At 66.5% G+C, this 25,799-nt stretch carries 26 protein-coding genes; 12 read left to right on the top strand and 14 right to left on the bottom strand.

Translation table 11 applies throughout. From position 1 onward, the window contains the following. Positions 1–27 precede the first annotated feature (27 nt). From BLR41_RS19870 to BLR41_RS19860, 3 genes are all read right to left on the bottom strand, one after another. The gene (locus tag BLR41_RS19870) at positions 28–882 is read right to left on the bottom strand and encodes an SAM-dependent methyltransferase (RefSeq protein ID WP_092631413.1); all 855 of its coding nucleotides are present in this window, start codon (positions 880–882) and stop codon (positions 28–30) included. A gap of 208 nt (positions 883–1,090) precedes the next feature. Then, a complete protein-coding gene (locus BLR41_RS19865) occupies positions 1,091–2,173 on the bottom strand; it encodes an endo-1,4-beta-xylanase (protein ID WP_092631411.1) in 1,083 nt (360 codons plus the stop codon). Positions 2,174–2,366: 193 nt separating this feature from the next. Then, positions 2,367–3,059 carry a glycoside hydrolase family 11 protein gene (locus tag BLR41_RS19860; RefSeq protein ID WP_092631408.1) on the bottom strand — a complete coding sequence of 231 codons (693 nt, stop codon included), beginning with the start codon at positions 3,057–3,059 and terminating at the stop codon, positions 2,367–2,369. A 425-nt stretch (positions 3,060–3,484) separates the two neighbouring features. Between BLR41_RS19860 and BLR41_RS19855 the strand changes: the two genes are divergently transcribed. The 3 genes from BLR41_RS19855 (at position 3,485) to BLR41_RS19845 (ending at position 7,177) form a co-directional block, all read left to right on the top strand. After that, on the top strand, positions 3,485–4,228 hold the full coding sequence (locus BLR41_RS19855; protein ID WP_092631405.1) for a polysaccharide deacetylase family protein: 744 nt from the start codon (positions 3,485–3,487) through the stop codon (positions 4,226–4,228). 549 nt (positions 4,229–4,777) lie between these two features. Further along, the gene (locus BLR41_RS19850) at positions 4,778–6,031 is read left to right on the top strand and encodes an ROK family transcriptional regulator (protein WP_092631402.1); all 1,254 of its coding nucleotides are present in this window, start codon (positions 4,778–4,780) and stop codon (positions 6,029–6,031) included. 150 nt (positions 6,032–6,181) lie between these two features. After that, a complete protein-coding gene (locus tag BLR41_RS19845) occupies positions 6,182–7,177 on the top strand; it encodes an LLM class flavin-dependent oxidoreductase (RefSeq protein ID WP_092631399.1) in 996 nt (331 codons plus the stop codon). A gap of 22 nt (positions 7,178–7,199) precedes the next feature. On the opposite strand, the gene tnpB is transcribed toward BLR41_RS19845, so the two are convergent. Together tnpB and BLR41_RS19835 are read right to left on the bottom strand one after the other, a co-directional pair. Then, the gene (tnpB, locus tag BLR41_RS19840; RefSeq protein WP_092631396.1) at positions 7,200–8,579 is read right to left on the bottom strand and encodes an IS607 family element RNA-guided endonuclease TnpB; all 1,380 of its coding nucleotides are present in this window, start codon (positions 8,577–8,579) and stop codon (positions 7,200–7,202) included. Beyond that, a complete protein-coding gene (locus BLR41_RS19835; RefSeq protein ID WP_092631393.1) occupies positions 8,576–9,145 on the bottom strand; it encodes an IS607 family transposase in 570 nt (189 codons plus the stop codon). Before BLR41_RS19835 ends, tnpB begins: the two co-directional genes overlap by 4 nt. A 159-nt stretch (positions 9,146–9,304) precedes the next feature. Here BLR41_RS19835 and BLR41_RS19830 point away from each other — a divergent pair, with 159 nt between their 5' ends. Further along, on the top strand, positions 9,305–10,108 hold the full coding sequence (locus BLR41_RS19830; RefSeq protein ID WP_092631390.1) for an SAM-dependent methyltransferase: 804 nt from the start codon (positions 9,305–9,307) through the stop codon (positions 10,106–10,108). Positions 10,109–10,130: 22 nt separating this feature from the next. Here the strand turns inward: BLR41_RS19830 and BLR41_RS19825 are convergent, their stop codons facing one another. Continuing rightward, positions 10,131–10,355, bottom strand: a complete 225-nt coding sequence (locus BLR41_RS19825) for a hypothetical protein (RefSeq protein ID WP_143013146.1) — start codon at positions 10,353–10,355, stop codon at positions 10,131–10,133. A gap of 285 nt (positions 10,356–10,640) precedes the next feature. After that, positions 10,641–10,970, bottom strand: coding sequence for a hypothetical protein (locus tag BLR41_RS19820; RefSeq protein WP_143013145.1), 330 nt, complete (start codon positions 10,968–10,970; stop codon positions 10,641–10,643). A 1,928-nt stretch (positions 10,971–12,898) separates the two neighbouring features. Here BLR41_RS19820 and BLR41_RS19810 point away from each other — a divergent pair. Together BLR41_RS19810 and BLR41_RS19805 are read left to right on the top strand one after the other, a co-directional pair. Continuing rightward, the gene (locus tag BLR41_RS19810) at positions 12,899–13,645 is read left to right on the top strand and encodes a hypothetical protein (RefSeq protein WP_245694595.1); all 747 of its coding nucleotides are present in this window, start codon (positions 12,899–12,901) and stop codon (positions 13,643–13,645) included. 106 nt (positions 13,646–13,751) lie between these two features. Further along, complete coding sequence (locus BLR41_RS19805; RefSeq protein WP_092631377.1) at positions 13,752–13,970, top strand: hypothetical protein; 219 nt, start codon at positions 13,752–13,754, stop codon at positions 13,968–13,970. Here BLR41_RS19805 and BLR41_RS19800 read toward each other — a convergent pair. The 3 genes from BLR41_RS19800 to BLR41_RS19790 all read right to left on the bottom strand — a co-directional run bounded on the left by BLR41_RS19800 (position 13,967) and on the right by BLR41_RS19790 (position 15,315). Then, positions 13,967–14,194, bottom strand: coding sequence for an Imm1 family immunity protein (locus BLR41_RS19800; RefSeq protein WP_245694593.1), 228 nt, complete (start codon positions 14,192–14,194; stop codon positions 13,967–13,969). The two genes, BLR41_RS19805 and BLR41_RS19800, sit on opposite strands and share 4 nt — an antisense overlap. A 476-nt stretch (positions 14,195–14,670) precedes the next feature. Beyond that, positions 14,671–14,991, bottom strand: a complete 321-nt coding sequence (locus BLR41_RS19795) for a hypothetical protein (protein WP_092631374.1) — start codon at positions 14,989–14,991, stop codon at positions 14,671–14,673. A gap of 6 nt (positions 14,992–14,997) precedes the next feature. Next, on the bottom strand, positions 14,998–15,315 hold the full coding sequence (locus BLR41_RS19790; protein ID WP_245694582.1) for a hypothetical protein: 318 nt from the start codon (positions 15,313–15,315) through the stop codon (positions 14,998–15,000). Positions 15,316–15,447: 132 nt separating this feature from the next. Here BLR41_RS19790 and BLR41_RS19785 point away from each other — a divergent pair, with 132 nt between their 5' ends. Together BLR41_RS19785 and BLR41_RS19780 are read left to right on the top strand one after the other, a co-directional pair. Then, positions 15,448–16,260, top strand: coding sequence for a helix-turn-helix domain-containing protein (locus BLR41_RS19785; RefSeq protein WP_245694580.1), 813 nt, complete (start codon positions 15,448–15,450; stop codon positions 16,258–16,260). A gap of 6 nt (positions 16,261–16,266) precedes the next feature. After that, positions 16,267–16,461 (top strand): DUF397 domain-containing protein, encoded by a 195-nt coding sequence (locus tag BLR41_RS19780; protein ID WP_092631365.1) that lies wholly within the window; start codon positions 16,267–16,269, stop codon positions 16,459–16,461. Between the two features lie 132 nt (positions 16,462–16,593). Here BLR41_RS19780 and BLR41_RS19775 read toward each other — a convergent pair whose 3' ends face one another. After that, positions 16,594–16,860: a hypothetical protein gene (locus BLR41_RS19775; RefSeq protein ID WP_092631362.1), complete on the bottom strand. Its 267-nt coding sequence runs from the start codon at positions 16,858–16,860 to the stop codon at positions 16,594–16,596. Positions 16,861–16,911: 51 nt separating this feature from the next. Between BLR41_RS19775 and BLR41_RS19770 the strand changes: the two genes are divergently transcribed. After that, positions 16,912–17,889, top strand: coding sequence for an NsdA family TPR-like regulatory protein (locus BLR41_RS19770; protein WP_143013144.1), 978 nt, complete (start codon positions 16,912–16,914; stop codon positions 17,887–17,889). 746 nt (positions 17,890–18,635) lie between these two features. Next, positions 18,636–18,884, top strand: a complete 249-nt coding sequence (locus BLR41_RS19765; RefSeq protein WP_092631356.1) for a hypothetical protein — start codon at positions 18,636–18,638, stop codon at positions 18,882–18,884. Positions 18,885–19,311: 427 nt separating this feature from the next. On the opposite strand, the gene BLR41_RS19760 is transcribed toward BLR41_RS19765, so the two are convergent. The 3 genes from BLR41_RS19760 to BLR41_RS19750 all read right to left on the bottom strand — a co-directional run bounded on the left by BLR41_RS19760 (position 19,312) and on the right by BLR41_RS19750 (position 22,695). Then, a complete protein-coding gene (locus BLR41_RS19760; RefSeq protein ID WP_092631580.1) occupies positions 19,312–20,058 on the bottom strand; it encodes a DUF427 domain-containing protein in 747 nt (248 codons plus the stop codon). 169 nt (positions 20,059–20,227) lie between these two features. Continuing rightward, a complete protein-coding gene (locus BLR41_RS19755) occupies positions 20,228–21,250 on the bottom strand; it encodes a CNNM domain-containing protein (protein ID WP_092631353.1) in 1,023 nt (340 codons plus the stop codon). Further along, a complete protein-coding gene (locus BLR41_RS19750) occupies positions 21,250–22,695 on the bottom strand; it encodes a hemolysin family protein (protein WP_092631350.1) in 1,446 nt (481 codons plus the stop codon). The genes BLR41_RS19755 and BLR41_RS19750 overlap by 1 nt, the downstream gene beginning before the upstream one ends. A 365-nt stretch (positions 22,696–23,060) precedes the next feature. Between BLR41_RS19750 and BLR41_RS19745 the strand changes: the two genes are divergently transcribed. Both BLR41_RS19745 and BLR41_RS19740 read left to right on the top strand, forming a co-directional pair. Further along, positions 23,061–23,978, top strand: a complete 918-nt coding sequence (locus BLR41_RS19745; RefSeq protein WP_092631347.1) for an AurF N-oxygenase family protein — start codon at positions 23,061–23,063, stop codon at positions 23,976–23,978. A gap of 3 nt (positions 23,979–23,981) precedes the next feature. Next, entirely contained in the window at positions 23,982–25,688 is a 1,707-nt protein-coding gene (locus BLR41_RS19740; protein WP_092631344.1) for an FAD-dependent oxidoreductase, read from the top strand. The last annotated feature ends 111 nt before the right edge of the window (positions 25,689–25,799 follow it).

Raw genomic sequence — 25,799 nt, 5'->3', positions numbered from 1 at the left:
AGCCGCTCGTGGGGCAGGAACGAGCGTTCAGGGCTTGCGGGCGACCACACAGCCCAGGCAGCGTTCGACGTCCTTGTACGGCCGCAGTTTCGGCCCGTCCGGCCACCACTGGTCGCAGAGCACGACGTCGGGATCCAGCCCGGGACCGGGCTGGATGATCTCCATACCGGGGACCATGGCCGCGATCTGCTCATGGGTGCGGAATGCTCCGGAACCCATGGCGCTTTGGGTCATGATGTCCTCGAGGCGGCGTGCCAGGGGGCTCAGTTCCGGGGTCTGCGGATCGAGGAAGTGCGACACGGCTACGAAGGAGCCCGACGGCAGGGGCTCGATGTAGCGGCGCATCAGCTCCGCGTAGTCGTCGTCCGGATAGTGGTGGATGGTGCTGATGTGCAGCAGCCCCACGGGTTGCTCGAAGTCGATGTTCCGGGCGACCACGTCGTGGTTGTAGACCTGCTCCGGTTTGTAGATGTCGGCATCGACGATGTGGGTGCCCTCGTTGTCGGCCAGCAGGGCATTGCCGTGGGCCAGCACAACCGGGTCGTTGTCCACGTAGCACACCCGCACCTGGTCGTCGAGACGTTGCACGACCTGGTGCGTGTTCTCCGCCGTCGGCAGCCCGGAGCCGCAGTCGATGAACTGGCGAACGTCGGTCTCGTTGGTCAGGAATCGTGCGACCCTGATCAGGAAGTTGCGGTTCGCCCAGGCCATGTCCCGGATCTCGGGGGCCGCCGTTTTGATCTCGTCCAGCACTTGTTGGTCGACGGCGTAGTTGTCCTTGCCGCCCAGCGCGGCGTCGTAGACCCGCGCGATGCTCGCCCGCGTGGGATCAACCCCCACCGGCACGGAGCTGGGGGCCGGAACGTTTGTCTCGATAGCCATGAGCCGTCCTCGTTTCCAGGGGAGGAGCACAGGAAAGGGTCAACATATCGTAATGATATGAACACACTTCATCCCCCGAAGGGATGAGTGCACAGTGGTGCGTGGGCGCTCGGTGACTCGTTCCTGTGGCTGCGTGCGGCCGGTGGCTCGGCACGGTCCCCCTGTGGGGCGCACGACGCACGACCGTCGCGCGCCCCACGGGTACCGCTCAGGCGGTGGGATTGATCCGGTTGTAGGCGGGTTTCGGGTTCAGCGACTCGTCGAACAGGCAGGCCGCTCCCTGTCCCTCGAACGTGTTCGGCACCCAGGAGTGCCGGTCGGTGTAGCCCCACGTGGTGAACTCCACGCAGCGCGAGATCGCCTCGCAGGCGTTCCAGAGCCGCTCGTAGTAGTCGGCCTGGGTGGTGAGCTTGCTGTCGGTGGCGGGCAGCGTCATCCGCACGTCGGCCTCGGTGATGGCTACGTCCACACCGAGATCGGCGAACCGCTGCAGGTTCGATTGGTAACCACCGGGAAAGCTGTAGTCGATCGACAGGTGCGTCTGGAACCCGACACCGTGGATCGGCACGCCCTGCTGCCGCAACGACCGCACCAGGTCGTAAATCGCGTTGCTCTTGTCGTTGACCCAACCGGTGTTGTAGTCGTTGATGTAGAGCTTCGCCGACGGATCGGCTTGGTGCGCCCAGCGGAAAGCGTCGGCGATCCAGCCGTCACCGAGTTTCCGCTGGAAGATCGAGTCGCGCCGGATGCCGTTCGAGTCGAACACCTCGTTGACCACGTCCCACGCCCGGATCTCGCCCTCGTAGCGGTTGACCACCGTGGTGATGTGGTTCTTCACCGCCGACCGCAGCTCGGAGGCGGAGAGATTGTTCAACCAGCTCGGGTGCTGCTTGTGCCAGACCAGCGTGTGCCCGCGCACGCTTTTGCCGTTCTGCCGCGCGTAGTCCATGATCGCGTCGGCGCCGGACCAGTCGTATTGGCCGCGGTTCGGCTCCAGCACCGACCATTTCATGGCGTTCTCGGCGGTCACGCTGCTGAATTCGTCGGTGAGCACCGAGCGGTAGTCACCCTCGTTCCCCAACGCCGAAGCGGCTACGGCACTGCCGACGTAGTTGTCGGTCAGGTCCTTGAGCGGGGTTCGTGCCGGAGCCTGTGCCCCGACGCCGGAAGCCTCCGCCGTGTCCGGTGTGGCCAACGCGGGTGCGGTCTGCAGGGTGAGCAGTCCGGCGCTCGCGGTCAGTACCGCGCACAGCCTGCCGAGCCTGCCGTGGTTGCGTAACGCTCGCAGCATTTCTGTCGCTCCTCGTGGGATATTGCTTGGAGCGCTCCCAGTAAGTACGTGTCGCTGCCCCGGAGAAGGTGATCGGATCGGGTTCGGGGCGGCGGTGGGAGCGGGGAGGGGGCGGCGGCATCGTCCCGATGGCGGTGCGATGCCGCCGCGGAAAGCGTTCCTTCGCGAGAAGGCTCATCTCGAAAAGGACGGTTCAGCCGCTGACCGATATGTTGGAGTTCCCGCTGCTCTGGTAACCCTCCGTGGCGAGGACCATGTAGTAATCGAAGCTTCCCAGCCCCATGCCGTGCTGGGCCCAGGCGTCGAAGTGATTACCGGTGGTTATGGTTCCACCCGTCCTCGGGGACTGCCGAACGCTCCAATACTGCGGGAAGGTCGCGGTGCCCTCCACGGAGGGGGCGTCGTACCGCATCGTCCGGTAGATGTCGTACGTACTGCCGTCGCTGTAGACCGTGCCCCGGTGGTCGCTGCCCCCGGGGCGGTAGGTGCCGTAGTTCTCGACGATGTAGTACTCCACCAGCGGATTCGACGTCCACCCGTACAGGGTCAGATAGCCGTTTCCGGAGGGGTAGAAGCTGCCGGAGTAGTACACGTTCCTGCGGCCACCGTAGCTCCAGCCCTTGCCGCAGACGAAGTTGCCGCAGTCGGTCCACGAGGTGCTGTAACTACCCCCGGAGGACAGGGTCATCGAAACCGAACCGCCGCCATTGGTCCAGAATGTGTAGTAGAACCCGTTGTGGGTGCCGGTTTCGTTCTGCGTGATGGTCCTGGCCGCGTAGGCGGTCCCGGGCAGCATCAGTGCGGACGCGCCCAGCGCCAGTGCTCCCGCGCCTCCGAGGAAACCCCTGCGGCCGAATGAGTTCGGTGCGAAATCGTCGGTGTTCATGCTTCCTCCGGTTCGGATCGGTTGAGTTCGAACGGGTAATACGGCTCGACGGTCCGTCGATGGAGCGATTCGCGCTCATGACCAGGATCAACGATGATCGAGGTCTGTCGACACCGAACAATGTCGACCAGGACACGTGGATCTGTCAATGGTTTCCGTAAATGTTCCGGAAACCCGCTTGTTACCGAGTGGGCGGTACTACTCGGCGGCCAAAACAAAATTTTTCCAGATAAAACACAGTACACTGTGGAATGATGTTTCCGAATTCGGCTCACGATGAGCCGGCGGGATGCTCGTCGGATGTGGGGACTCGCCTTCGAGGACATTGACAGCGCCCCCTACCGACCCTATATTTCCCGTGCTTCGGGAATTTCCGTCGGACTATTTCCCGGAGCCTCGCCCAGGACGCGCCGAAGGGACCCGCCATGACTCCTGGAAGACATCGCCGGACGACCGAACGTCTGCTCGTGCCACTGCTGGTGCTCGGACTGTCGCTGGGCTCGGCGGCCATCGCTCAGGCGGGGCCCGGACAGGCAGGGCCCGACCAGGCGGGGGGCGGACCAGCCGCGGACGCCACCGTGGTCGACTCGACCGGACAACCGGGACGTACCGTGGCGCTGACCTTCGACGACGGCCCCGACCCGCGGAACACGCCGCGGTTGCTCGACCTGCTCGGTGAGCACCACGTCCAGGCCGTCTTCTGCCTGTGGGGTCAACACGTGCGGGAGAATCCCGAGCTGGTGCGTCGGATCGTCTCCGAGGGGCACGTCCTGTGCAACCACACGATGCGACACGAGAACATGAGCACGTGGTCGCCCGCTGACATCAGGGCGAACCTGCGGGCCACCAACGAGGTGATTCACGAGGCGGCACCGGGAGCCGAGATTCGCTACTTCCGCGCTCCCTACGGTGCGTGGGGCGGTACTCCCGGCGTGGCCGCGGACATGGGGATGCAACCGCTCGGCTGGAGCCTTTCGGTGGCCGACTGGAACCGCCCCGGTACGGACGTGCTGGTCCGGCGCTTGATGGACGGTATCTCGCAGGGAGGTGTCGTCCTGCTGCACGACGGTGGTGGTGATCGCAGCCAGACCGTGGAGGCGGTCTCCCGAGTCATCCCGCGACTGCGCGACGAGGGCTGGCGATTCACACTTCCCGCACGCTCCGGTTGAGCGGAAACGGTGTTCCGGAACTCTCCCGCCGCGCCGCGCGGTACGTCCGCACCGTCCCGAACGGCCGCGCGGCGCCTCCCACGAGGTTCAACCCCGGAGCGAATCGGACGACACGCGACTCGCGATCCCGCCGTCCTCGAGCGCGGAGCCCAGTTCTCGAGGAGTGAGTCGCCGGTCCGGCGCCCCGAGTCGGGGACAACGAAAACGCTGTTCCACCGTGATTCGTTCCGGCCCGGAACAGCGGTGTTCTCCGCGGTCGTCGCTTGATTTCTGCCTTCTCGGTCGAGCGGCGAAAGCACAGTGGAAAGTCGGCTCTCCAGCCGGTTCGTCGGGAAAATGCGCATCCGGTACGATTCTCGGCTTCCTGCGCGCTGTCCGTACCGCGGGCAGCGCGCACGCGCGAGGTCAAGGCGCCATACGTGTACAATTCGTTGGCCGTGTCGATTCGTCGTTCGTGCGTTCCGCGGGATTTCCCGGATTCGTGGGGTATGGCGTTTTTCGGTGACAATGGGTTAGTTTTCCGGCTGTCCCTGTTGGAGAGGGGGCCGGGTGCGCGGCTACGACAACGAAGTCAATCGGGGCAACGGGCGTGGGATCGTCGGTCAGGCGGCCGTTCGTCGGGGCAATCTGGCCCGTGTCCTCGGCGAGATCCGCTCGGCCGGGGTGTACTCCCGTGCCGCGCTGGCCACTCGCACCGGGCTGACCAAGGCCACGGTGTCCAATCTCGTCAACGAGCTGATCGGACGGCGGCTGATCCGCGAGACCGGCAGGAAGCAGTCGGGCAACGTCGGCCGCCCGTCCCGAATCCTCGAACTCGACGGCTGCTCGGTGGCCGCGCTGGGACTGGAGGTCAACGCGAACTGCCTCGCGGTGCGCGGGGTCGATCTCGCGGAGCGGATGCTGCTCGATCGTCGAGTCGGCTTCGACGCGGTCCGGGTGGGAGCCTCCCGCACTGTCGACGAGCTGGCCCGGCTCGCGAGCGAGGCGATCGCCGAGCTGGAGAGTTCGGGTGTCCGGCTGGTCGGGGTCGGCGTGGCGGTGCCGGGTCTCGTTGACGTGCCCAGCGGCACCGTGCGTCACGCGCCGAACCTGGGCTGGCAGGACGTGCCGATCACCGAGTGGCTGCGCGGCCGGCTGGATCTCGACCCGGAGACCACGATCACCGTCGACAACGAGGCCAACCTGGCGGCGCTCGCCGAGTTCGGCGACGAGGCCAACACCGTCTCCGAACTGGTGTACCTGACCGGTGAGCTCGGTATCGGTTCCGGCCTGATCACCGCGGGGCGATTGCTGCGCGGTTCGGACGGTTACAGCGGGGAGATCGGGCACTTCCCGGTGGACCCCTACGGGCGCAGGTGTCGCTGCGGGCAGCACGGCTGTCTGGAAACCAAGATCGGGCTGGCCGCCGCGGTCCGAACCGCCGCACCGGACCTGGTCGGAACCCTCCGGGATCCGGACGAGCAGGCGCGGATACTGCTGCAGCGTGCCGAGGACGGTGATCAGCAGGCGCTGACCGGTCTCGACGAGATCGGCCGCTGGCTCGGGGTGGGGATCTCGATCGCGGTCAACATGCTCAATCCGGGTGTCGTGGTGCTCGGTGGCTACTTCGCCACGGTCTCCGCCCACGTGGTACCGACCGCGATGCGGGAACTGCGGAGCAGAGCCGTGGCGGGCCCGTCGGCGATATGTCCGGTCACCGCCTCGGTGTTCGGTTTCACCGCCGCCGTACGCGGGGCAGCGATCGTGATCACCGAGGAGGTCTTCCGGGATCCGTGTCTGGTTCCGCCGGAGGAACCCGGATGACTCGCGCCCGGTACGGCCACTGCGGCGATCCCGGGAATGTGATCTGTGCAATTCCCGGAATAGCCGTCCCGGGTGAACGCGTTCGAACGGTTGGTCGTAACAACTACGGCTGAGCTCGTCACGGTGCCCGCGCGGAAGGATGCGTTTGCCATGGGTGTCCCACTGTCCGTCCTCGATCTCGCCACCATCGGTCATGACGAAACCCCGGGCGACAGCCTGCGGGCCAGCATCGACCTGGCGCAACGAGCCGAGCGGTGGGGATACCGGCGCATCTGGTACGCCGAACACCACAACATGTCCCGCATCGCCTCCTCGGCGACCAGCGTCATCATCGGGCACATCGCCGCCAACACCAGCTCGATCCGCCTCGGCGCGGGCGGCGTCATGCTGCCGAACCACGCCCCGCTGACCATCGCCGAGCAGTTCGGCACCCTGGAGACGCTGCATCCTGGGCGCATCGACCTCGGCCTCGGCAGGGCGCCCGGCAGTGACCAGAACACCGCGAAGGCGCTGCGCCGCGATCCGAAGGCGGCCGAGACCTTCCCACAGGACGTGCAGGAACTGCAGGGTTATCTGGGGGAGAAGTCCCTGGTGCAGGGAGTGCAGGCCGTGCCGGGCAAGGGGACCGGTGTGCCGCTGTACATCCTGGGGTCCTCGTTGTTCGGCGCCAAGCTCGCCGCCGCGCTCGGCCTGCCGTACTCGTTCGCCTCGCACTTCGCCCCGAACGCGCTGGAGGACGCCGTGTCGGTCTACCGGCGTGAGTTCACCCCCTCCGAGCAGCTCTCGGAGCCGTACGTCATCGCGGGGGTCAACGTCGTCGCCTCCGACACCACCGAGCAGGCGCGGGAACAGCTCCAGGCGGCCAAGCGCAGCAGGCTGCGGATGCTCACCGGCCGCAACCTCACCCGTGAGGAAGCCGACAGCGCCCTGGACTCACCCGCCGGGCAGCAGGCACAGCAGATGCTGACCTACTCGGCGGTGGGTACCGCCGACGAGGTGAAGAACTACCTGGACGGTTTCGCCGAGCACGCCCGGGCCGACGAGCTGATGGTCACCTCGCTGGCTCCGGAGCGGGAGGCCTGGTTGCGTTCCTTCGAACTGGTCGCCGAGGTCAGCGGAATGGTCGACCTCGCGGGCCGGCATTGAGCCGACGCCGAATCACCGTTCACTAGAACTTGGAAAGTTGTTCTGGTGACTTGGTGGATTGCTCCACCAAGGTTGGCCCAGTGTCGGTGTGGCGCTGGGTCTTCCCGTGGCGATACCCGTCGCCAGCGTGGCTGGTCTTACGTGGGTTTCCAGCGGGCGTGTTTTCCGTCCCGACGCAACTCGCCGTGGACGCCGCCAGGCCCGCGAGGTTGCGGGCCGCATTGAGGTCGCGATCAGCGGTGTGGCCGCAGTGATCCCAGGTGAAGGTCCGCTCTGACAGGCGCAGTTTGGCTTTCACCACGCCACAGTTCGAGCAGGTTTTCGAGCTGGGGTAGAACCGGTCGGCCACGATCATGGCGCGGCCGTGCCAGGTGGTTTTGTAGTCGAGTTGGCGCCGTAGCTCGCCCATACCCACGTCGCCGATGTGGCGAGCCAACCGACGGTTGCGTTTCATGCCTTCGACGTTGAGGTTTTCCACCGCGATCGTGTCGTACTCGCGCACGAGTCGGGTGGAGAGTTTGTGCAGCCCGTCGCGGCGGGCGTTGGACATCCGCGCGTGCAGTCTCGATACGTGCCGCTGGGTCTTGCGCCACCTGTTCGATGGGGGTCGCTTCGTGCGTTTGTCCGGCCCTACGCGCCTGGCGGCTTGCCGTTGTAGGCGGCGAAGTTGGCGTTGCGCACGGTCGAGGTGTTTGGGGTTGGCGATGGTTTCCCCGGTGGACAGCACCGCGAGTTCTTTCACTCCGAGGTCGACACCCACGGTTCCTCCGCGTGTGGCGGGTGCGGGCTCGGTCTTGGTGATCTCCACCGAGAACGACACGTGCCACCGGCCGCGCTGAAACGACACGGTGGCCGACCGGATACGGGCGGTTCCGCGTTCGACGTGGCGGGCGAGTTTGCGGGTGGACTCGTGGGTACGCACCGTGCCAATACGCGGAAGCTTGGCATGGCGGCGGTCTGAATCGGACAGCCCGAACGATCCGGTGGTGAACCGGCACGACCACCGGTGACGCTTGGACTTGAACTGGGGGAACCCGACCCTGCGACCGGCGCGTTTTCCGGTGCGGGACTTGTGCCAGTTGTCCAGCGCGGTCGCGAGGTTCGCCAGCCCGGACGAGTACGCTTCCTTGGAGTTCTCGCCCCACCACGGGGCCGCTTCGTTTTTGGTCGCGTTCCAGGCTTTCCGTAGGCTGTAGGCCGACCAGTTCATCGTCGGCGTGAGGTCGTCCTCGGCCACATCGTAGGATCGTTCGGTGTCCCGCTGGTTCATCACGGCCTTGACCTGCGCGAGCGCCCAGTTGTAGGCGAACCGCGCCGCGCCACAGTGCGACGACAACATGGCTCGCTGCTGCGGCGTGGGATCGAGAGCGAACTGGTACGCCTGCACCACCGTGCTGCTCATCGGGGTGCCACCTCCGCCGCCTTCATCGCTGCTTTCGCGCGCTTGGCCGCAGACCGGCGACCGTACAGCCGGGCGCACATGCTGGTGAGCACCTCGGTCACGTCGCGCACCAGGTCGTCTTCCACGTCGGCGTCGTTGAGCACGACGATCCGGCGGGATTGGGCGGACAACGCGGCTTCGAGGTGTTCCACCCCGAACCTGGCCAGCCGTTCACGGTGCTCCACCACGATCGTGGTCGCAGTCGGGTCGGCCAGCAGCTTCGCCAGCTTGTTCCGGTTGCCGTTCAATCCGGACCCGATCTCGGTGATGGTCGAATCGAGCGCAATCCCACGTCGGGCGCACTCCTGAGCAACCCGACCAACTTGCCGGTCAAGATCGTCACACTGGTCCGCGCTGGACATCCGGCAGTACGCCACGGTTCGCCCATCCTCAGTGGTGGGAGGTTCGACCAGGATCGTGCCGGTGTCGAGTTGACGTGCGGGCACAGGCAGGGTTCCCGCACGGAACCAGTTCCATGCGGTTCGGTACGTGACGCCCTGCCCGCGCGCCCACTCACTCAACTTCATGCTTGATATTTCAACACGAAGTTCCATACTTTTCTATTCACGATGGAACAGCACGCAACCCCGCTCCCGCTCCCGGTATCGCTTCAGCTCTTCGCGATTCATGCCCGCGTGGGTAGGCTTCCCGGTGAGCAGTGATCAGGATCGTGGGGAGCGAGCGGTATGGCAACCGGTAAACCGGCTGGTATCGAGGGCATCGACGTACGCACGCCGAACGCGGCGCGGATGTACGACTTCTACCTCGGCGGGTCGCACAACTTCGCCGCGGACCGGGAGGCCGCGGAGCGGGCGGTGGGAATCACTCCCACCATGATTCCCGGTGCGCGTGCCAACCGGGCGTTCCTGCAGCGGGCGGTGCGGTTCTGCCTCGATCAGGGGGTACGCCAGTTCCTGGATCTCGGTTCGGGTATTCCCACCGTGGGGCACGTGCACCAGATCGCCCACGAGCGGGACAGCTCGGCACGGGTGGCCTACGTCGACAACGAGCCCGTGGCGGTGGCCCACACCGATCAGCTCCTGGACGGTGTCGAGAACGCGACGATCAGCAGGGCCGATCTGCGCAAGCCGGAGGAGGTGCTGGCCGAACCCGGTGTGGCCGGGTTGCTCGACTTCGACGAGCCGATGGCCGTGCTGGCGGCGGCCGTGCTGCACTTCGTGGGTGACGAGGAGGGTCCGGCCGAGATGGTCGACGCCTACCGCCGTGCGGTGGCACCGGGCAGTTTCCTGGTGGTTTCGCACATCACCGACCACTACGACGAGCCCGAGCGGGTCGAGGGGATCTCGCGGCTGTACCGCGACACCAGCCACACGGCCAGGCACCGCTCGGTGGAGGAGTTCGCCGCGCTGCTGGGCGACCTCGAACTCGTGGAACCCGGTCTGGTGCACGCCGTCGACTGGCACCCGGATTCCGAGGAGGTGCCGGAAGGCGCTCGCAACGCGTTCTGGGCCGCCGTCGGCAGGTGCTGAACCTCCCCGATGCCGTCCCGTCTCAGTCGCCCGTCGAGTTCGCTGCCCGTTCCGCCCGCTCGGCCTCCTGCCGCAGCGCCCTGCGGTAGGCCGACCAAAAAGGATATATCAGAAGCCCGAAGGTGGCGGTGTTGAGCAAGCTGGTCATCAGGAAACTTCCCGAGGGGATTCTTCCGGTCACGTAAGGCACAGCGAGATACACCGCTGCGATGAGCCCGCTCAGTCCGCCGAGGACTATGCAGGTCACGAATAGCCACCACGCCGTCCTGCTCGACACCTTCACGGGAATATCGGGTGGCACGTATCGCTGCATGTGTCCAAGGTAGACGATTGCCTTGTCCCGGTTCGGCGGAGATCGTCGAACCGGGACTCACAGCGGAGGAAAACTCGGGGCGACCGCCTCCAGGCCACGCCGAACTCGGTCGAACCAGCAGCTCGCTTCCGCTGCTGGATACGGGAGCAGAGATGAGCTACGGTACAGCGCGGTAGGCGCCCCGCCGGGACGCCTACCGCGCTGTACTGGCCTCCCGCTTCACTGCCCGATCGGGTGGTAGCCGTACCAACCGGTTTCATGGACCAGCTTGCTTCCGTTCCGGAGTTCCACTTGGAACTTCAGGTAGCCGTTCTCCCGCATGTCGTAGTTGCAGTCGTCGCCACCGGCGTCCCCACCATCGGTGCATGCTCCATCCCGACCGTAGTCGGTGTGCCAGTCCGTTCTGATGTGCTTGCCGTCCGCGTAGCCGTCGTAGGCGGTCACATGGTCGCCGTGGTTCCTGAAACAACCCGTACCGCTGTACTCTCCCTTGTAGCCCATATCGATGCACCAGACCCCCGGGGCCGCTTTGTGCACCTTCGTGGTCATACTGTCGAATCCCGGTGTTGCCTCGACCGACGCCGCGGTCACTGGGCGTTCGGGTACTGCCAAGTCGCGCTGCGGTGCCGGTGTCGCGGACGCGGACACCGTGCCAACGGACAGCACGAGTGCGGCTACCGTCGCGATCAGGATTGATAGACGTTTCGACAATTGCGGCAACTCCCTCGTTGTAAGCGATTCTATGTGGTCGAGTTCCGACGCTGTCTTTGATCTCTTTCGGCTCGCGGTGCTCTACCGTCGCGCAGTAGAGATATTTCATGTTGCTCGTCCCGCCTCGTTGCCACCAGCCGCCGATCAGGTCTCGTGGAATTCACCACCGAGTGTTGCTTGCACGCATGGTGGGACCACGTCGTAGTGCGCACGCTCGAAGTCGAAAGAGATTATAGATAATCGGGAAGTTTCACTGCGAGGCTCGCCTGAAATGTCGTTCTCCGTTCGTGTTTTGCACAGTATGATCTGTGACTCTTCGCGAAGATTTCGGCTTCCAGTGCTAGGCCGAATCTCGTAAAAGAGTGAATTTGGTACCGAAAGGCGGTGCATTGTGCCTCTCGTGGTACACCGGTCGGGGAACGCATTCGTCGGTTGCGTGCGGGTGCGTTGTGCGCTTCGTTCGGTGATCCGATCTGATCGGAACGGCTACCGGAACGAGCACCGCCGGAATTCGCTGCCATCGGCACCGGACTCACGGTCTGAACCGGTGCCGTCGAGCCCGAAGATTCGGCAGCTGGCCGTCCACCGCCCGGCCTGCCCCGAGGGCATCGGCCGTGCGGTGGGGCGGTGCCCCGAGGCTTCGGTCGCCTGCACAGACTCGCGTCGAGTCTCCCGGCCGTTCGTGCCCGCCCGGGAGATCGAAGCTACCGATCACGTGCGGGGAGCTGCCCGAGCAGTCCGGGAACCGTCTCGGCGCAATTGGTCGACACGATCGTCAGGTATCCCCCTCGTCCAACTAGCGCGGGACAGCCTCTCCGATCAAGCACCGTTACCGCTGGTCAGCGGATTGTGTCGGCGGCCCTGTGCTGCTGTCGCAGGAGCCCTGCTCTTAGCTCGATGTCGGCCGAGCAAGAGACATCACCACCGTTATTGATCGACGCGCTGTGCGGGTTGATCGCACACGATCAGTGGATGGTGATCTCGCGGCTTCCAGGGGCGGGCTGGGGATCTCTGCAGCACTGGCAGAGCTGGCTGGGGCTGGGTGCCCACTTGAGTTGCGCCACCTCACGGGCAGTCCGTGTATCTTGGGAGGTTCGATCACGCACCAAAAGCAGCGTGTGCTTGTGGCACCAGCACCAGGTGTCTGATGCGGCGACAGGTAGCAGCGACGAGCCTGGCCCCGTGCCCCCGAAGATCCTGGGACTTGAGCCCGGCCAATCACCCGATCCTGACGCCGTCCCCGCCATCGCACCATCCAGCACCCTCACCAGTGGCATGTTGAAGTCCTGGCAGGAAGCAGAAACCCCCACGAGAGCCGAAAGGGACGGTGCCAAGGTAGCCGGCTGCGCACCCTATACCGGAGCCGATTATCCGCATCGCTCATCGACCGGGGCTGCTGTGTCGGCTCACGGCTGGTGGAAGAAGGGTACTTGCAGCAACGGCACGGCGACGGTGAAGGCGTGCCTGTACGAGTACTACACGGACGGCACGTGGCGACGGAAAGCATGCAACACAGACGGCAACCTCAAACCCGGCGGTGGAAGTGCCAGGCGTGTCCCCGTACGTAAGAATTGCCCAGCACGGCGACGACCACGTGGCGCGTTCACGTCGATGTCGATGTCAACTGGGAAATCGACGACGGAGGGATACGCTACATGACGCGCGATGTGGCGTGCCGAAAGTTCTGAGAGGGGAGCCGATTGACAGGCAACCGCGAGGAAGCTCGCCCTGGAGTGGCTCCTGGTGCCTACGGCTCCGCAGCCACCATGTTCGCGGCGCTGTACGGCGAACTGGAGCCGCATCCGTGGAGGGACCCGAACTCTGACCGGGACGCGTATGTCGTTTTCCACGACAGGTCGGTTGCCATGGGGTGGATCGACGAGACCGCTGGAGGCTTGTGGGGCATGAACGATGCGGGGTGTGATCACCCGCTTGCTGCTCCGAAGATACCACTGGCCGCGTGGTTTCAGGTAGAGATGGAACCGGTGGGCGGCGAACGACCGATGCCGGTGCAGCCGTTCTTGCGCTGCGCCGGTGACGTGGCTACACGGCTCGGCGTCCTAAGCCTGCAAGCAGTACAGATCTTGCTGCCCGTCCACGGCCTCGACGCCTCCTCGCGTCCGGCCTACGCTCCGATTCCGTCGCTGCTCACCGCCGAATGGTTCGGCGACAGTGATCCGCAGTCCAGGACGCCGGTGCGAGTCACGCTGGACAGTGGTCAGGCTTCGTCGCTGTCATCGGCGGCGCCGCACCTACAGGAGCAGATCGATCGGCTGGATCAAAACGTGTTCGTGTGCGAGTCGCGTTCCCCGGCCGAGCACGACCCGCTGGCGATCCAGCCTCCGTTCGAGGGCAGCTTCTGGAACGGGCCACCTCTTCATCGGGCGACCTTTCACGGGACACTCGCCGAATGGTCGCTGGATGTCCTCGGCTGGCTGGGCGGCTTCCTCACCGACCTCAGCGCCCAGCACGGCGTCACCACCCCGCTGCTGCTCACCGCGAGCCGATCGTAAGTGGCGAACCACTGAAGGCATCACGGCAGCAAGACCGGTGCCACCGGAGCCCGCGGTCCGCGGGCTCCGGTGCACTGACGATACTTCCGATATCAGGCAGATTTGGATGCCCGCTTCGCACGCCGAACACGGCAGGTTGTCGCACTCGCGTACTGCGGACGTGCTCGCCTGCTACCGAGCGGCGCCGGTACGGGTGGATCTGTCCGAGGAGGCGCGGCGCGCACAGGCCTCCCGGGTATCCGGTGGACGGCTTCGGGAGTACAGGGCCTGCACCGCCCGCGAACTCCTCCGAACACTGACCACCAGCACCACTCGACAAACCTAGGCGACGACGTCCGGCAACGGTTGCAGGATGGCACCGGTGAAATCGCCGCGTACCCAGGTCACCGACTGCGGTCGTGCGCCGCCTGTGCGGCAGAACTCTCGGACGGCGATGCGGGCCTGTTCGAGGGGGAGCGCGCTGTGAACCGATCGTGGTAGCGTCCGGCGTCGATGTCGCTGGCCAGGTGGAGGTCCTCCAGCGGCGGTTTCGAGTTGAACGATACCCACATCCGATCCGGGCCAAGATCCGATAGTCGGCACCAGCCCCGTCCTCGGAGCGAGGGGCTCTCCGCTGTACGCGTCCACGCGGTTCCCGAGCGGGGTGTCATCTGCGGCTCGCCAGGAAAGCCGGACGGCGGCCTGGTTCCGGGCTGCTGAAGGTTGTCGGTGATCGCGCTCCGAGAGCAGTATCGAATCGGCACAACCGGGGAACCATTGGAAAACCGCGATGGCCGACAGCTGATTCACAGCGGGCAAGACGAGGCCTTACCCGCTGGTTCGGTCGCTGTGTCCAGGGTGACGAGGACGCTCGCTTGTCGCGTGCTCGTTTCCCCGCGGGCGTTCTCAGAGTTTGTGGAGCCCGTCGAGTACTCGTTCGAGGATCGAGTGCGGCACCGTGGTTCGTTTTCTCGGTGGTTCGTGCAGCTCGCCGGAGAACGCGGGGACGTAGCCGCGTAAGCGGTTCGGCCCGCGGTGCAGTCTTGTCAGTGTTCCCCCTCGGCGCTGCCGGTGTTCGGTTGTTCGGCGCTCGTGGTGTCCGACTGCTCGGGGCTCGCGGTGCGCGGCTGTACGGTACTTCCGGTGTCTGACTGTTTGGCGATCAGGAGTTCGGTGCAGTCCGGGCAGGTGGGGGATTGGAACCAGTCGAGTTCGCTGGGTTTGGCCATGGCGCAGGGCTTGCCGCACACCGAGGTGTCGCTCGGTCGGCCGTCCCAGTGTTTGCCTCGGAAGGCGTGCCGGTGCCATTTGAACCCGGTCCGGTCCGGCACGGGCAGCCAGTAGTGCTGTCGTTCGGTGGTTTCCACGCTCGTTCACCTTTTCCAGCTCGGTTGTCCACGGTCCAGCCGCAGGTATTCGTTGAAGCAGTCCTCGCAGAACGGCCGAATATGGTTCATGCGCCGGTCTTCGGCCGGGGGAGCTTCGGCGTAGTCGTGCCCGCCGAGCGTGCTCACACCGCCGCCCTCGGTCGGCAACACGTCCAACGTGGCGTGCTGGTAGCGATCTCCTTCCGGGGTGAACCAGTACACCGCGATGCGCTCCGTCTCCGCACTGATCTCCACAGAGCTCCCCCGTTCCACGGCAGCCCGACCCAGATCGCGGCCTGCCTGCAAGCTGCTTAGCGCGCTCATCAACTAGAAACATAGCCAACTGCAATTGCAATTGACGATCCCTCAATCAGGGGATCTTGTCTGGCGAAGTTGCGCGATAGTCTTCCTTGCATGAGCAATACGCCACCCGCAGTGCGCCGTGTCCAAGTTGGCTTGATCCTGCGAAACCTGCGCAACGCGGCAGGGGTGTCGCCACCCAAGATTTCCGAACGGCTCGACTGGTATTCGGGCAAGCTGACCAAAGTGGAGCGCGGCGACCTGACCGCCAGCGCGGCCGAGATCGAAGTCATGCTTGAGATGTACGGCGTGGCGGACGACCAGGAGCAAGCCGAACGACTGCGAGCGCTCGGCAAGGAAGCACGACGCCGTGATCGGCCATCGACGGTCCCAGACTGGGCGAACACGTTTCTGGCCCTGGAAGGTGCCTCGGCGGAGATCAAAGTCTATGATCCCGAGGTCATTCCCGCGATCTTGCAGACCGAGCACTACGCACGAGCCGTACTGTCCAATCCCCTGGATGAGTCCGTGGACCCCGAACCGGGTGTGGCGGAGCGGATGATGCGGGCCGATCGGGCGCTTCAGGACGAAGGCCCGCGAATCTGGGTGGTCCTCGGTGAAGCCGTGCTGTACCGGCAGATCGGTGACTACCAGGTGTTGCGTGACCAGCTGCAGCACCTGCGCAAGATGGCGAAACGCTCCAACGTCACGATCCAGATCATCCCGTTCACGACCGGCGAGCATGTCGCGCTCGGTACCGGCTGGGTGCTGCTCACCCTGGAAGAGCCCGAAGCTACCTACGTGTACACGGAAGCACTTACGTCAGCCGATTATATCGACCGTCCCGCCCACACGGACGCTTACAAGCAGGCATTCGATAGGCTGCGCGCGGCGGCGGCGTCCGAGCGCGAGACGGCGACGATGCTGGACCGCCGAATCAAGGAGCTGCGACACCAGACCACGGAGTAGGTAAACATGGCTGATCTGACCGGTGTGACCTGGCGGAAGTCCAGCCGCTCGCAGGGCGCGAACAACTGTGTCGAAGTCGCGGTGACCACCAACACCATCGGCGTGCGCGACACGAAGGACCGTGCTGCCGGGTACTTCACCGCTACCGGCTCGCAGTGGTCGGCCTTCCTCGACGCTGTGAAGACCAGCCGGTTCGACTGACCAACAGCCGAACAGTTTCGCACCCTCGGATTCGTTCCGGGGGTGTTTTCGTATGTGCACACTCGGTGACGAGCGAAGAAGAGTCTCCTACTCGTGACCAGGGAACTCACGCTGCTTCGTATCTGGCGAGATTCACAGCAGCAGTGCTGAGTCCAGTGACGCGGGGAAGTCCCGCGTGGTCGCTGCGGTTTGTGGTGTGCTTTCGTTATCGCTTCCCGCAGCGCTGCCGGTGCCCGAATACTCGGTGATCCGGAATTCGGTGCAGTCCGAGCAAGCGAAGGCTTGAAACCAGTCCGTTCCGATACGGGCAGCCAGCAGTGCTGTCGTTCCACGGGTTCCACACTCGTTCACCTTCTCCAGCTCGGTGGCAGACTGGCGAGCATGGTCGGCAACGATCACCTCAAGGCCGCACGGCACGCGGCGGAATCTGCTCGCGTGCCCGGTGAGCACATGAGCCGTGCCGAGTTGGCCGAACGGGTCAACGCGTGGCTACTCGACAACACCGGCAGGCCGGGGGCGCTGGACCGGCATTATCTCGGCAGGCTTGAGCGCGGGCAGGTTCAACGGCCGGGACGGGACTACCGGACGGCCTTCCGCGCGGTTCTGCAAGCATCCGATCGCGACCTCGGGTTCGCACTCGACCCACGCACCGAGCGGCTTCGCCGGGCCGCACAGCATCCCCGCAGGGCCGACACCACGGCCCTGTCCCAAGCAGCCGACATGCTCTCGACCGTGCGCAGGCTCGAAGACGAAACGTCCCCGACTGCCGTGCTGCCCAGCGTCGCGGCCCACGCCGAGCTCGTGAACTACCTAGCCGACGAGTCCAAGCACACGGCCGAGGCGGTGGGACTGGCCTCGGAGATCAGCCAGTATCTCGGCTGGCTCAAGATCGCACGGGACGAATACGGCGACGCGCAATCCCACTTGGACCGTGCGGCGCGGCTGGCGCTGGAAGCCGACGACCCGCAACGGCTCGCCACCGCGCTGAGCTTCGCCGCGTATCGCGCGCTGCTGCTCGGTAACTACGGCCAGGCGGCCAACCTCAACCGAGCGGCGATGCGTGACAGCCGGGTCGATCCGGGACTACGCGCGTACGGGCACTTGCAGGGCGCCGAGATCGCGGCCTACGACGGGGATGCCCATACCGCCACACGGATGCTCACCCAAGCCGATCGCCTGATCGAGAACGCTCCCGATCCCCAAGAACTACCGGACGGTTCGTACTGGCACATATTCCCTGTCCTCAACGGGCACAAAGGGTTCGTGCTCCACGCCCTCGGAGACGCCGAGCAAGCCCGCCAGACCGCGAGGGAATCCTTGGAAGCCATGCCGGAAGCTTGGACCCGCGCCGAGTGGGCGGCGGACCACCGTGCTCTCGCCGGATGGGAGGGCGACGCTGCCACACAGCGGATTCGCGAACTCGATTGAACCCCGGTTCGACTGATCCTCAGACGGATTGCTTCGCACTCTCGGATTCGTTCCGGGGGTGCTTTTTATGCGCGCACCCTCGGTCACGGACAAAAAAGAGTCCCCTGATCGTGACCAGGGGACTCGTGCTATATTTCATCCGCCAAGAGTGAAATAAAGCAGTGCTGAGTCTAGCACGGAATGACTCCCCTCCACGCGCGCCCCAGGCAGCGTGTGGGTAGGGCTGCAAGTCCTGGCCACGGTTCACAGCCGTGCGGCTCCCGGTTAGAGCGGGTGAAGTCCGCGCGTCAGGCAACGCACGATCTAGGCGAACCCGGCCGTGTCCTTGGTAAGCCCTGGCGCTCATGCTCGCGTAGCCCGGCCATCATCCCGGCAATGCGCGTAACCCCCGGCTCGGCGAGCCCTTAATCCGGCTCGCGGGGTGAAGCTCCGAAGTCACAATTCCGGTATACCGAGAAGCTTCACCTCCCCCTCGATCCCGGGAGAAGTGTGTCGAACACGCGACACACCCGAGATCGAGGGGGGCTCGCAGCCTTACGGGTCCACGCGGGACCCGAGCCCCGGGGATCGCCTCCGGCTCAGAAGAAAAAACGGACGGCGAGCTGGCACCGGGGTCGGGTGAGACTGTCGGGGGCGGCGGTCCGAGACCAGCAACAGCCCCGAGGACTGGGAGGTCTTTGGCCCCCAGGGGAGCCGGTGCGCTGCGAACTCGAAGCAGAGCCTCCGAGATTCGGATCAGCACAAGCTTGAGGACAGCGGGCGGCCCGCGAACTCGCTCGCTGCTCAACGAATACCTACGCCTGCTGCCCGGCGAGCTGGAACGCATCCTGGAGGTCCGGGTTCAGCTCGCGACGCTGCTGTCGAACACCGGGGAGACGGACGAGGCCAGGCAACTGCTGCGGCAGGTGCTGGCCGTGGCCACCACCGAGGAGTCCGAGCTCCTCGCCGAGCAGGCACGCCGGATGCTGGCACGGCTCGACGAACTCGGGCGGTGAGCCGCACGGACGTACGTCCGGCTCTTCGAGGCGTCGGGAATCGTCGCTGCCACGGCGGTACTCGCCGCACGCCACGTGCCGAGCCCGCCCCCGCTCGTCGGCTGAACAGCGTCCGGCGGTGGCTTCAGCCGAAGAGCTTGGCGATGAACCACCCGACGCGGCTGACCCTGCGGACTTGGGGATTACCTTCCACGCCGTGAATCTCCCACTGCTGCCCGCACTCCTCGCAGCGCCACAATCCCATTCGTGAAGTGTCCGGTTCGCACGGATGTCCGTTACGTCCACGTGGCATGTTCCGATCACACCACGGCTCCGGCCGGATGTCCTGGGTTTCGTCGGGAAAGCTCGGCTCGTTCCCACTTTCGCGCCACTCCGGTCGAGAGCCGCACGTCCCCGACCTCACCCGGCCACTGTGGTGGGTAGTCCGTCAGGAGAACGGCGTCTCCGGCCGCCGCTGCGGCTCGCCGTCCAGGAGGATGTCCACGCGTTCGTCGTAGAAGCAGGCCAGCCCGGCGATCTTGTGGCTCTCGGGCAGCGGGGTGCGGTAGGTCCAGACGGTGTCGGGGTGCTCGGCCTCGCCGGTGTGCACGTGCCAGTAGCCCGCGGTCCCCTTGTACGGGCAGTGGGTCTCGTGGTCGCTGGGCCGCAGCAGATCCATCCGCACGTCGGGCAGCGGCAGGTAGTAGCGGGGCGGCAGACCGGTCTCGAACAGGATTCGCGGGTGGTGCGAGTCGGCCACGGTGACTCCGTCGAGCCGCACCTGCACGTGCCGCGAGCTCTCCAGGATGTCCACCCGCTTGTACGGGTCGCGCGGGTGGACGTAGACCGGCTCGTCCTCCTCGAACCACTCGTCCATCGAGTTCCAGTCCAGCCGGACCAGCTCCCGCAGTTCCGCGACCGGGGAGTTCCGGTAACCGATCGCGGCCGCCGGGGCCGTGGTCGAGTCGGTGACCACGTCGTGGATCGTGCCCTCGCCCAGCCGCCGCGAGTGCCGCACCTCGCCGGTGTCGCTCAGCTCGGCCCGCACGTCCGCGCGCGGCACGTAGTAGGTGGGGTAGTAGGGGTGCTCCCAGACCAGCACCGGCCGCCTGGTGTCGGCCACCACGTGCCCGCCGAGCATCGCGCGCACCCGTTTGCCGGAGGTCTCGACCCGGATCTCCTCGTCGCCGCCCATCGGTCCCACCTCGTTTTTCGCGTAGCCGTGCTGCCGGTTCGGTTCCACTCTGCCCGGCGAAACGCGGAAAGCGCACTTCCTGTTCCGGTGCGCCTACGTGCGGTGGTGTGGGGCGGCGGTCCGTCGGCACGGAACGGGGCGGGAATGCCGAGTCGCCGGTGGCCCCGGTTCACCGCTCGGCGGGTTCGGTCTCCGTGCCGCGAGGGAAGAGCCCCTGCAGCATGTCGGAGATGGTGACCACTCCGGTCGCTCGTCCGGGAGTGCGGACCAGCGCCAGTTGGGTGCTGGTGCGGCGCATCCGGGACAGGGCGTCGAGCACGCTGGTGCTCGGGTCGAGTTCTGGGCAGTCCCGGACCAGCCCGTCCAGGGGATCCGCCGGATCGAGGGTGAGGGTGTCGCGGACGTGCACCAGCCCCTCCGGGGAGTCGGGAGCCCCCACGAGGATCCGCAGATGCCCGGACCGCCTGCTGGCGGCCTGCACATCGGCGACGGTGGCAGTGCGGGGCACGGCGGCGACGGACTCCTCGCCGGTGAGGTCGCCGACGCGCAGCCGGGTCAGTTCGAGCGCCCCGGCCAGCTGGTCGGAGGACCATGTGTCGAGCTCACCGCTCTCGGCCGAGTGGCGCACCAGCTGGCGCAGCTCGTCGGGATTCTGCTCGATCGCGACCTCCTCGACCGGCCGCACCCCGACCGCCTCGACGAGCTTGTTCGCCGCGTTGTTGAGCAGCAGCAGTACGGGCCGGAACACCCACATGAAACCGCGCATGGGGAAGGCGAGCAGGGTGGCCGAGCGCTCGGGGTGGGCGATCGCCCACGATTTGGGGGCCATCTCGCCCACCACCAGGTGCAGGAAGGTCACCAGCAGCAGCGCGAGGATGAACGAGACCGTGCCGCCGAGCCAGTGCGGCAGACCGAGCGCGGTCATCACGGGTTCCAGCGCGTGCTCCACTGCCGGTTCGGTGATCGCGCCCAGCGCGAGGGTGCAGGCGGTGATGCCGAGCTGGCAGCCCGCCAGCAGCACCGACACCTCGGAGGCGTTGCGCACCGCCGCGCGGGCCGCCCGGCTGGTGGTCGCCCGCTGCTCCAGGCGGGTGCGCCGGGCGCCGATGGTGGCGAACTCGATCGAGACGAACAACGCGCTGGCCGCGATGATCGCGATGGTGATCAGCGTGGCCATCCAGGGGCCTTGCATCAGGACTCCTCCTGCCCGGACAGCCCGGAGTCGGGGTTGCCCGTCCGATCGTCGGGGTCGGTCGAGTGCTCGTCGGGAGTGCTCTCGCTCAGCTCCAGCACCAGCTCCGCGGGGACGTGCTGGTCGACCTCGACGACCGTGGCGCGCAGCGTCCGAACCGGTGGGTGCTGCGTGTGGGCGAGTTCGGCAGGGTCGTCCGGAAGTCTGATGTCGACCACCGTGTTCTCCGCGGGCAGTGCGCCGTGGTTGGCGATGACGAGGCCTGAGACGGTCTCGTAGTCCCCACGGGGCAGGTCGTGGGCGAGTTCGCGTTCCACCTCGTCGAGCGGGGCGTCGCCCTGGACCCGCCACCGCGCGCCACCGTCGTCGGTGCCGACCAGGTGGGGTTGTTCGTCGACGTCGTGTTCGTCGGTGAGCTCGCCGACCAGTTCCTCGGCCAGGTCCTCGATCGTGATGATGCCCGCGAAGCCGCCGTACTCATCGACCACGCAGGCCATCCTGCCGCGCGATTCCGCCATCGCGGTGACCGCGTCGGGCAGGGACATCAGGGTGGGGATGATGGTGGCCGGTCGGGTGAACTCGGTGACCGGGCGTTCCCCGCCGCTCGTGTCCGTTCCCATGGACTCCAGCACGTCCACCAGGTGCACCACCCCCTCGATGCCGCCGTCCTGGTTGAGCACTGGATAGCGGGAGTGGCCGCTGCTCATGGTCCCGCGCACCTCGGCGAGCGTGGCGGAGTCGGTGAGCACGTCCGCCCGGGAGTGGGGGACGAGGGCGTGCTCCACGTCGCGCTCCGGGAAGTCCAGCACCCGGTCCAGCAGCAGCGAGAGTTCCGCCGGAAGCTCACCGGCCCGCCGGGAGGCGGTCACGATCCGCTGCAGGTCACTCGGGTTGGCTGCGTGCTCGACGTCGTGCACCGGCTCGATCCGCAGCAGCCGCAACAGCCCGGTCGAGGCCCGGTCGAAGAACCGGATCAGCCAGCCCGCCAGGCGCATGTAGACCACCGTGGACGCCGAGAGCCACCGCGCCAGCGGATACGGCCGTGCGATGGCGAGGTTCTTCGGGAACAACTCGCCGAACAGCATCTGCACGAAGGTCGACAGCACCAGCACTCCCGTGGTGCCGATCGCGATGCCCACGCCCGGGGGCACGCCGACCCCGCCGAGAAGTTCGCCCACCGCGCGGCCGACCAGCGGTTCGGCGACGTAGCCGACCAGCAGGCCGGTCACGGTGATACCCAACTGGGCACCGGAGAGCATGAACGAGGTCCGGCGGGTCACCCGCAGCATCCGCGCGGCCACCCGGTCGCCCCGCTCGGCCCGGTCCTGCAGCCGAGCCCGGTCGACGGTCATGAACGCGAATTCCTGGGCCACGAAGTACCCGTTGGCCGCGATGATCAAAGCGATCAACAGCAGGCCACCGAGCAGGGAGAGTGCGATCGCCACGTGACCATTGTGCCGAATGCCCGATTCGAGATCAGCTGTCCGGTGGTCAACGCCACTCGTCCGTCGCGAGGGGCGAGCCTCGGGTCTCGTCCGCTCGCTGCCTCCGCGCTCGGTGACGGTGGTGCGGCGGTAGGGGGCGGTTTACGGGGTCGCGCGGCTGTGCGGTGCGGCCCCGTGGCAGCCGCTCCGAGGCCCGCGCTCCTCGTTCGTTCGGCACCGTGAGAGGCACCGCAACCTGGAAGGTGTTGTAAGTCACACATGTAGCGTATGTCGCACCCTCGCGGCTACCCGCAAGTAGTTGTTACCTTCGGTAACACTATTTCGGCGGCACCGGAATATCGTCGTCATTTCGGTAGGGAGTGCCCATGACCAGCAGTATCACCGGATCCGACGCCACGGGCGCGGCTTCCGAACGTGAGGACGTCGCCCGCAGGTTGCTGGACTCCTCGGAGACGCTGTCCTACGACCCCGCCCAGGAGGTCGACTGGGAGACACCTCTCGACACCGACCACCACGGTGCGAGTCCGGAATGGAGCACGCTCTACGGCACCGCCTACTGGTCCGAGATGAGTCCGGAACAGCAGCGCGAGCTCACCAGGCAGGAAGCGGCCTGCGTGGCCAGCACCGGCATCTGGTTCGAGATGATCCTGCAGCAGATGGTGCTGCGGGACTTCTACGCCAAGGATCCGGCCGACCCCGCTTTCCAGTGGGCGCTGACCGAGATCGCCGACGAGTGCCGACACTCCATCATGTTCGGACGCGGCGCCGCGAAGCTGCGCGCACCCGCCTACCGTCCGCCGCGTCCGGTGATCGAACTCGGCCGCGCGTTCAAGACGCTGGCCTTCGGCGAGGCGGCCTACGCCGCGATCCTGGTCGCAGAGGAGGTCCTCGACGTCATGCAGCGGGACTGGATGCGCGACGAACGGGTCGCCCCCTTCGTCCGCACCATCAACAACATCCACGTGGTCGAGGAGTCCCGGCACATGAAGTTCGCCCGGCAGGAGACCAAGGAGCGTCTCCGCGGGGTGGGGCCGATTCGCAGGCAGCTCCAATCCGTGGTGGTCGCCGCCGCCTCGTACTTCATCGTCACCAGCATGGTCAACAAGAAGGTCTACGAGAACGCGGGACTGGACGTGGACCGAGCCGTCCGCGAGGCCAAGGCGAACCAGCACTACAAGTCGCTGGTGCGTTCCAGCTGCGCCGGGCTGATGGAGTTCCTCGACTCGGCCGGACTGCTCACCAAACCCGCCATGTGGTTCTACAAGCGGGCGAACCTGATCTGAGCCATGGCCTACGCGATCACCCAGACCTGCTGCACCGACGCCTCCTGCATCGCGGCGTGCCCGGTCAACTGCATCCATCCCACCCCGAACGAGCCGGACTTCGGCACCACCGAGATGCTCTACGTCGATCCGAGCACCTGCATCGACTGCGGCGCCTGCGCCGACGCGTGCCCGGTCGACGCGGTGTTCCCGGTGGACCGGCTGACCGGCTCGCTCCGGGCCTACGCCGACATCAACGCCGCTTACTACGCCGACCGCGACGCGGCCGTCGAACCGGAGTCAGGTGACGCTCCGGAGACCAGTGGTGCTCCCGAGAGCGGCCGAGCTTCGGAATCCGGCGGCCGGTCGGAGGCGAACGGCGCGGGGCCGAACGGCGTGGAGCTGAACGGTCCGGGGGCCGGCAGCGCTTCGGGGACGAGCACCGCCGGGAACTCACCCAACTTCCACTCCTGGGGACCGCCGGTGTTCGACCACTCGATCCCCAGTGATCTCGCACCGATGGACGTCGCGGTGGTGGGCACCGGCCCCGCCGGGATGTACGCCGTCGAGGACCTGCTGCTGCACACCAACTGCCGGGTCACCCTGCTGGACCGGTTGCCCGTCGCGGGCGGGCTCGTGCGATACGGCGTGGCGCCCGATCATCCGTCGACGAAGCGGATCAGTGAGACGTTCGCGCGGTTCCACAACCACCCCCGGATGCGGCTGCGGCTCGGGGTGGAGGTCGGCAAGGACGTGTCCGCCGCGGAGTTGGCGACTCGGCACGACGCCGTGATCTACGCGGTCGGGGCCTCCTCGGCCCGCGACATCGGTGTTCCGGGTGAGGAACTGACGGGCAGCGTCAGCGCCACCACCCTGGTTTCCTGGTACAACGGCCATCCCGACGCCGTCGCCGAGGCCGTCGACCTGTCCGCCGAGCGGGTGGTCGTGGTGGGCAACGGCAACGTCGCGCTGGACGTGGCGCGCATCCTCAGCACCGAGCCGGAACAACTCGCCGACACCTCGATCTCGCCGCGAGCACTGGAACTGCTGCGTTCCAGCAGGGTTCGTGAAGTGGTGCTGCTGGGACGCCGTGGTCCCGAGCACGCCGCCTTCACCAGGCCCGAACTGCTCGAACTCACCCAGCGCGAGGACATCGAACTCGTGGTGGACACGCACGATCCGCGAATCGAGTCCACCATCGACGCCGCCGGGACCGACGACAAGGCGGGGCTGCTGCGGGACGTCTCCCGGCAGACCGTCGACTGGTCCACCCCTGCCGGGGACGCGGCGGTGAACGGGCGGAGTCGCGTCGTGTTCCGGTTCCACTCCGCCCCGGTGGAGCTGGTGGGGGAGAACGCGGTTCGGTGTATTCGAGTGGGTGATGCCGGTGGCGAGGCCGTCGAGATCCCCGCCGGACTGGTGGTGCGAGCGGTCGGTTACCGGGGAGTGCCGGTGCCCGGCCTGCCCTTCGACGAAGGAACCGCGACGGTGCCGAACTCCGGGGGTCGGGTCACCGACCGGCCCGGGACCTACGTGGTGGGCTGGATCAAGCGTGGTCCCTCCGGTGGGATCGGAACCAACCGCAGCTGTGCCAAGGAGACGGTCGAGGCACTGCTGCACGACGCGGTGGCGGGTCGGCTGCCGGAGCCGAGCGCCCGGGTCTCCGGATCGGGCGGACCGCTGGCGCGGCTGCGTACGAAACTCTCCGGTAAGGCGGGCAGCATCGGCTAGCTGTGCTGTTCCGTGGGATCGGGGAAGCGGCCGGCGGGTGGGCACTGTCGACCGGCTGAGTCGGTGCGGTCCTACCCGCTCGCGGAGTCGCGGGCGGACCAGGGGTCACTG

It is taken from the genome of Actinopolyspora mzabensis (assembly GCF_900101095.1).
GTDB classification, from domain to species: domain Bacteria; phylum Actinomycetota; class Actinomycetes; order Mycobacteriales; family Pseudonocardiaceae; genus Actinopolyspora; species Actinopolyspora mzabensis.
The sequence above is the reverse complement of the archived record's forward strand: the minus strand, read 5'-3'. Positions and strand labels throughout refer to the sequence as shown.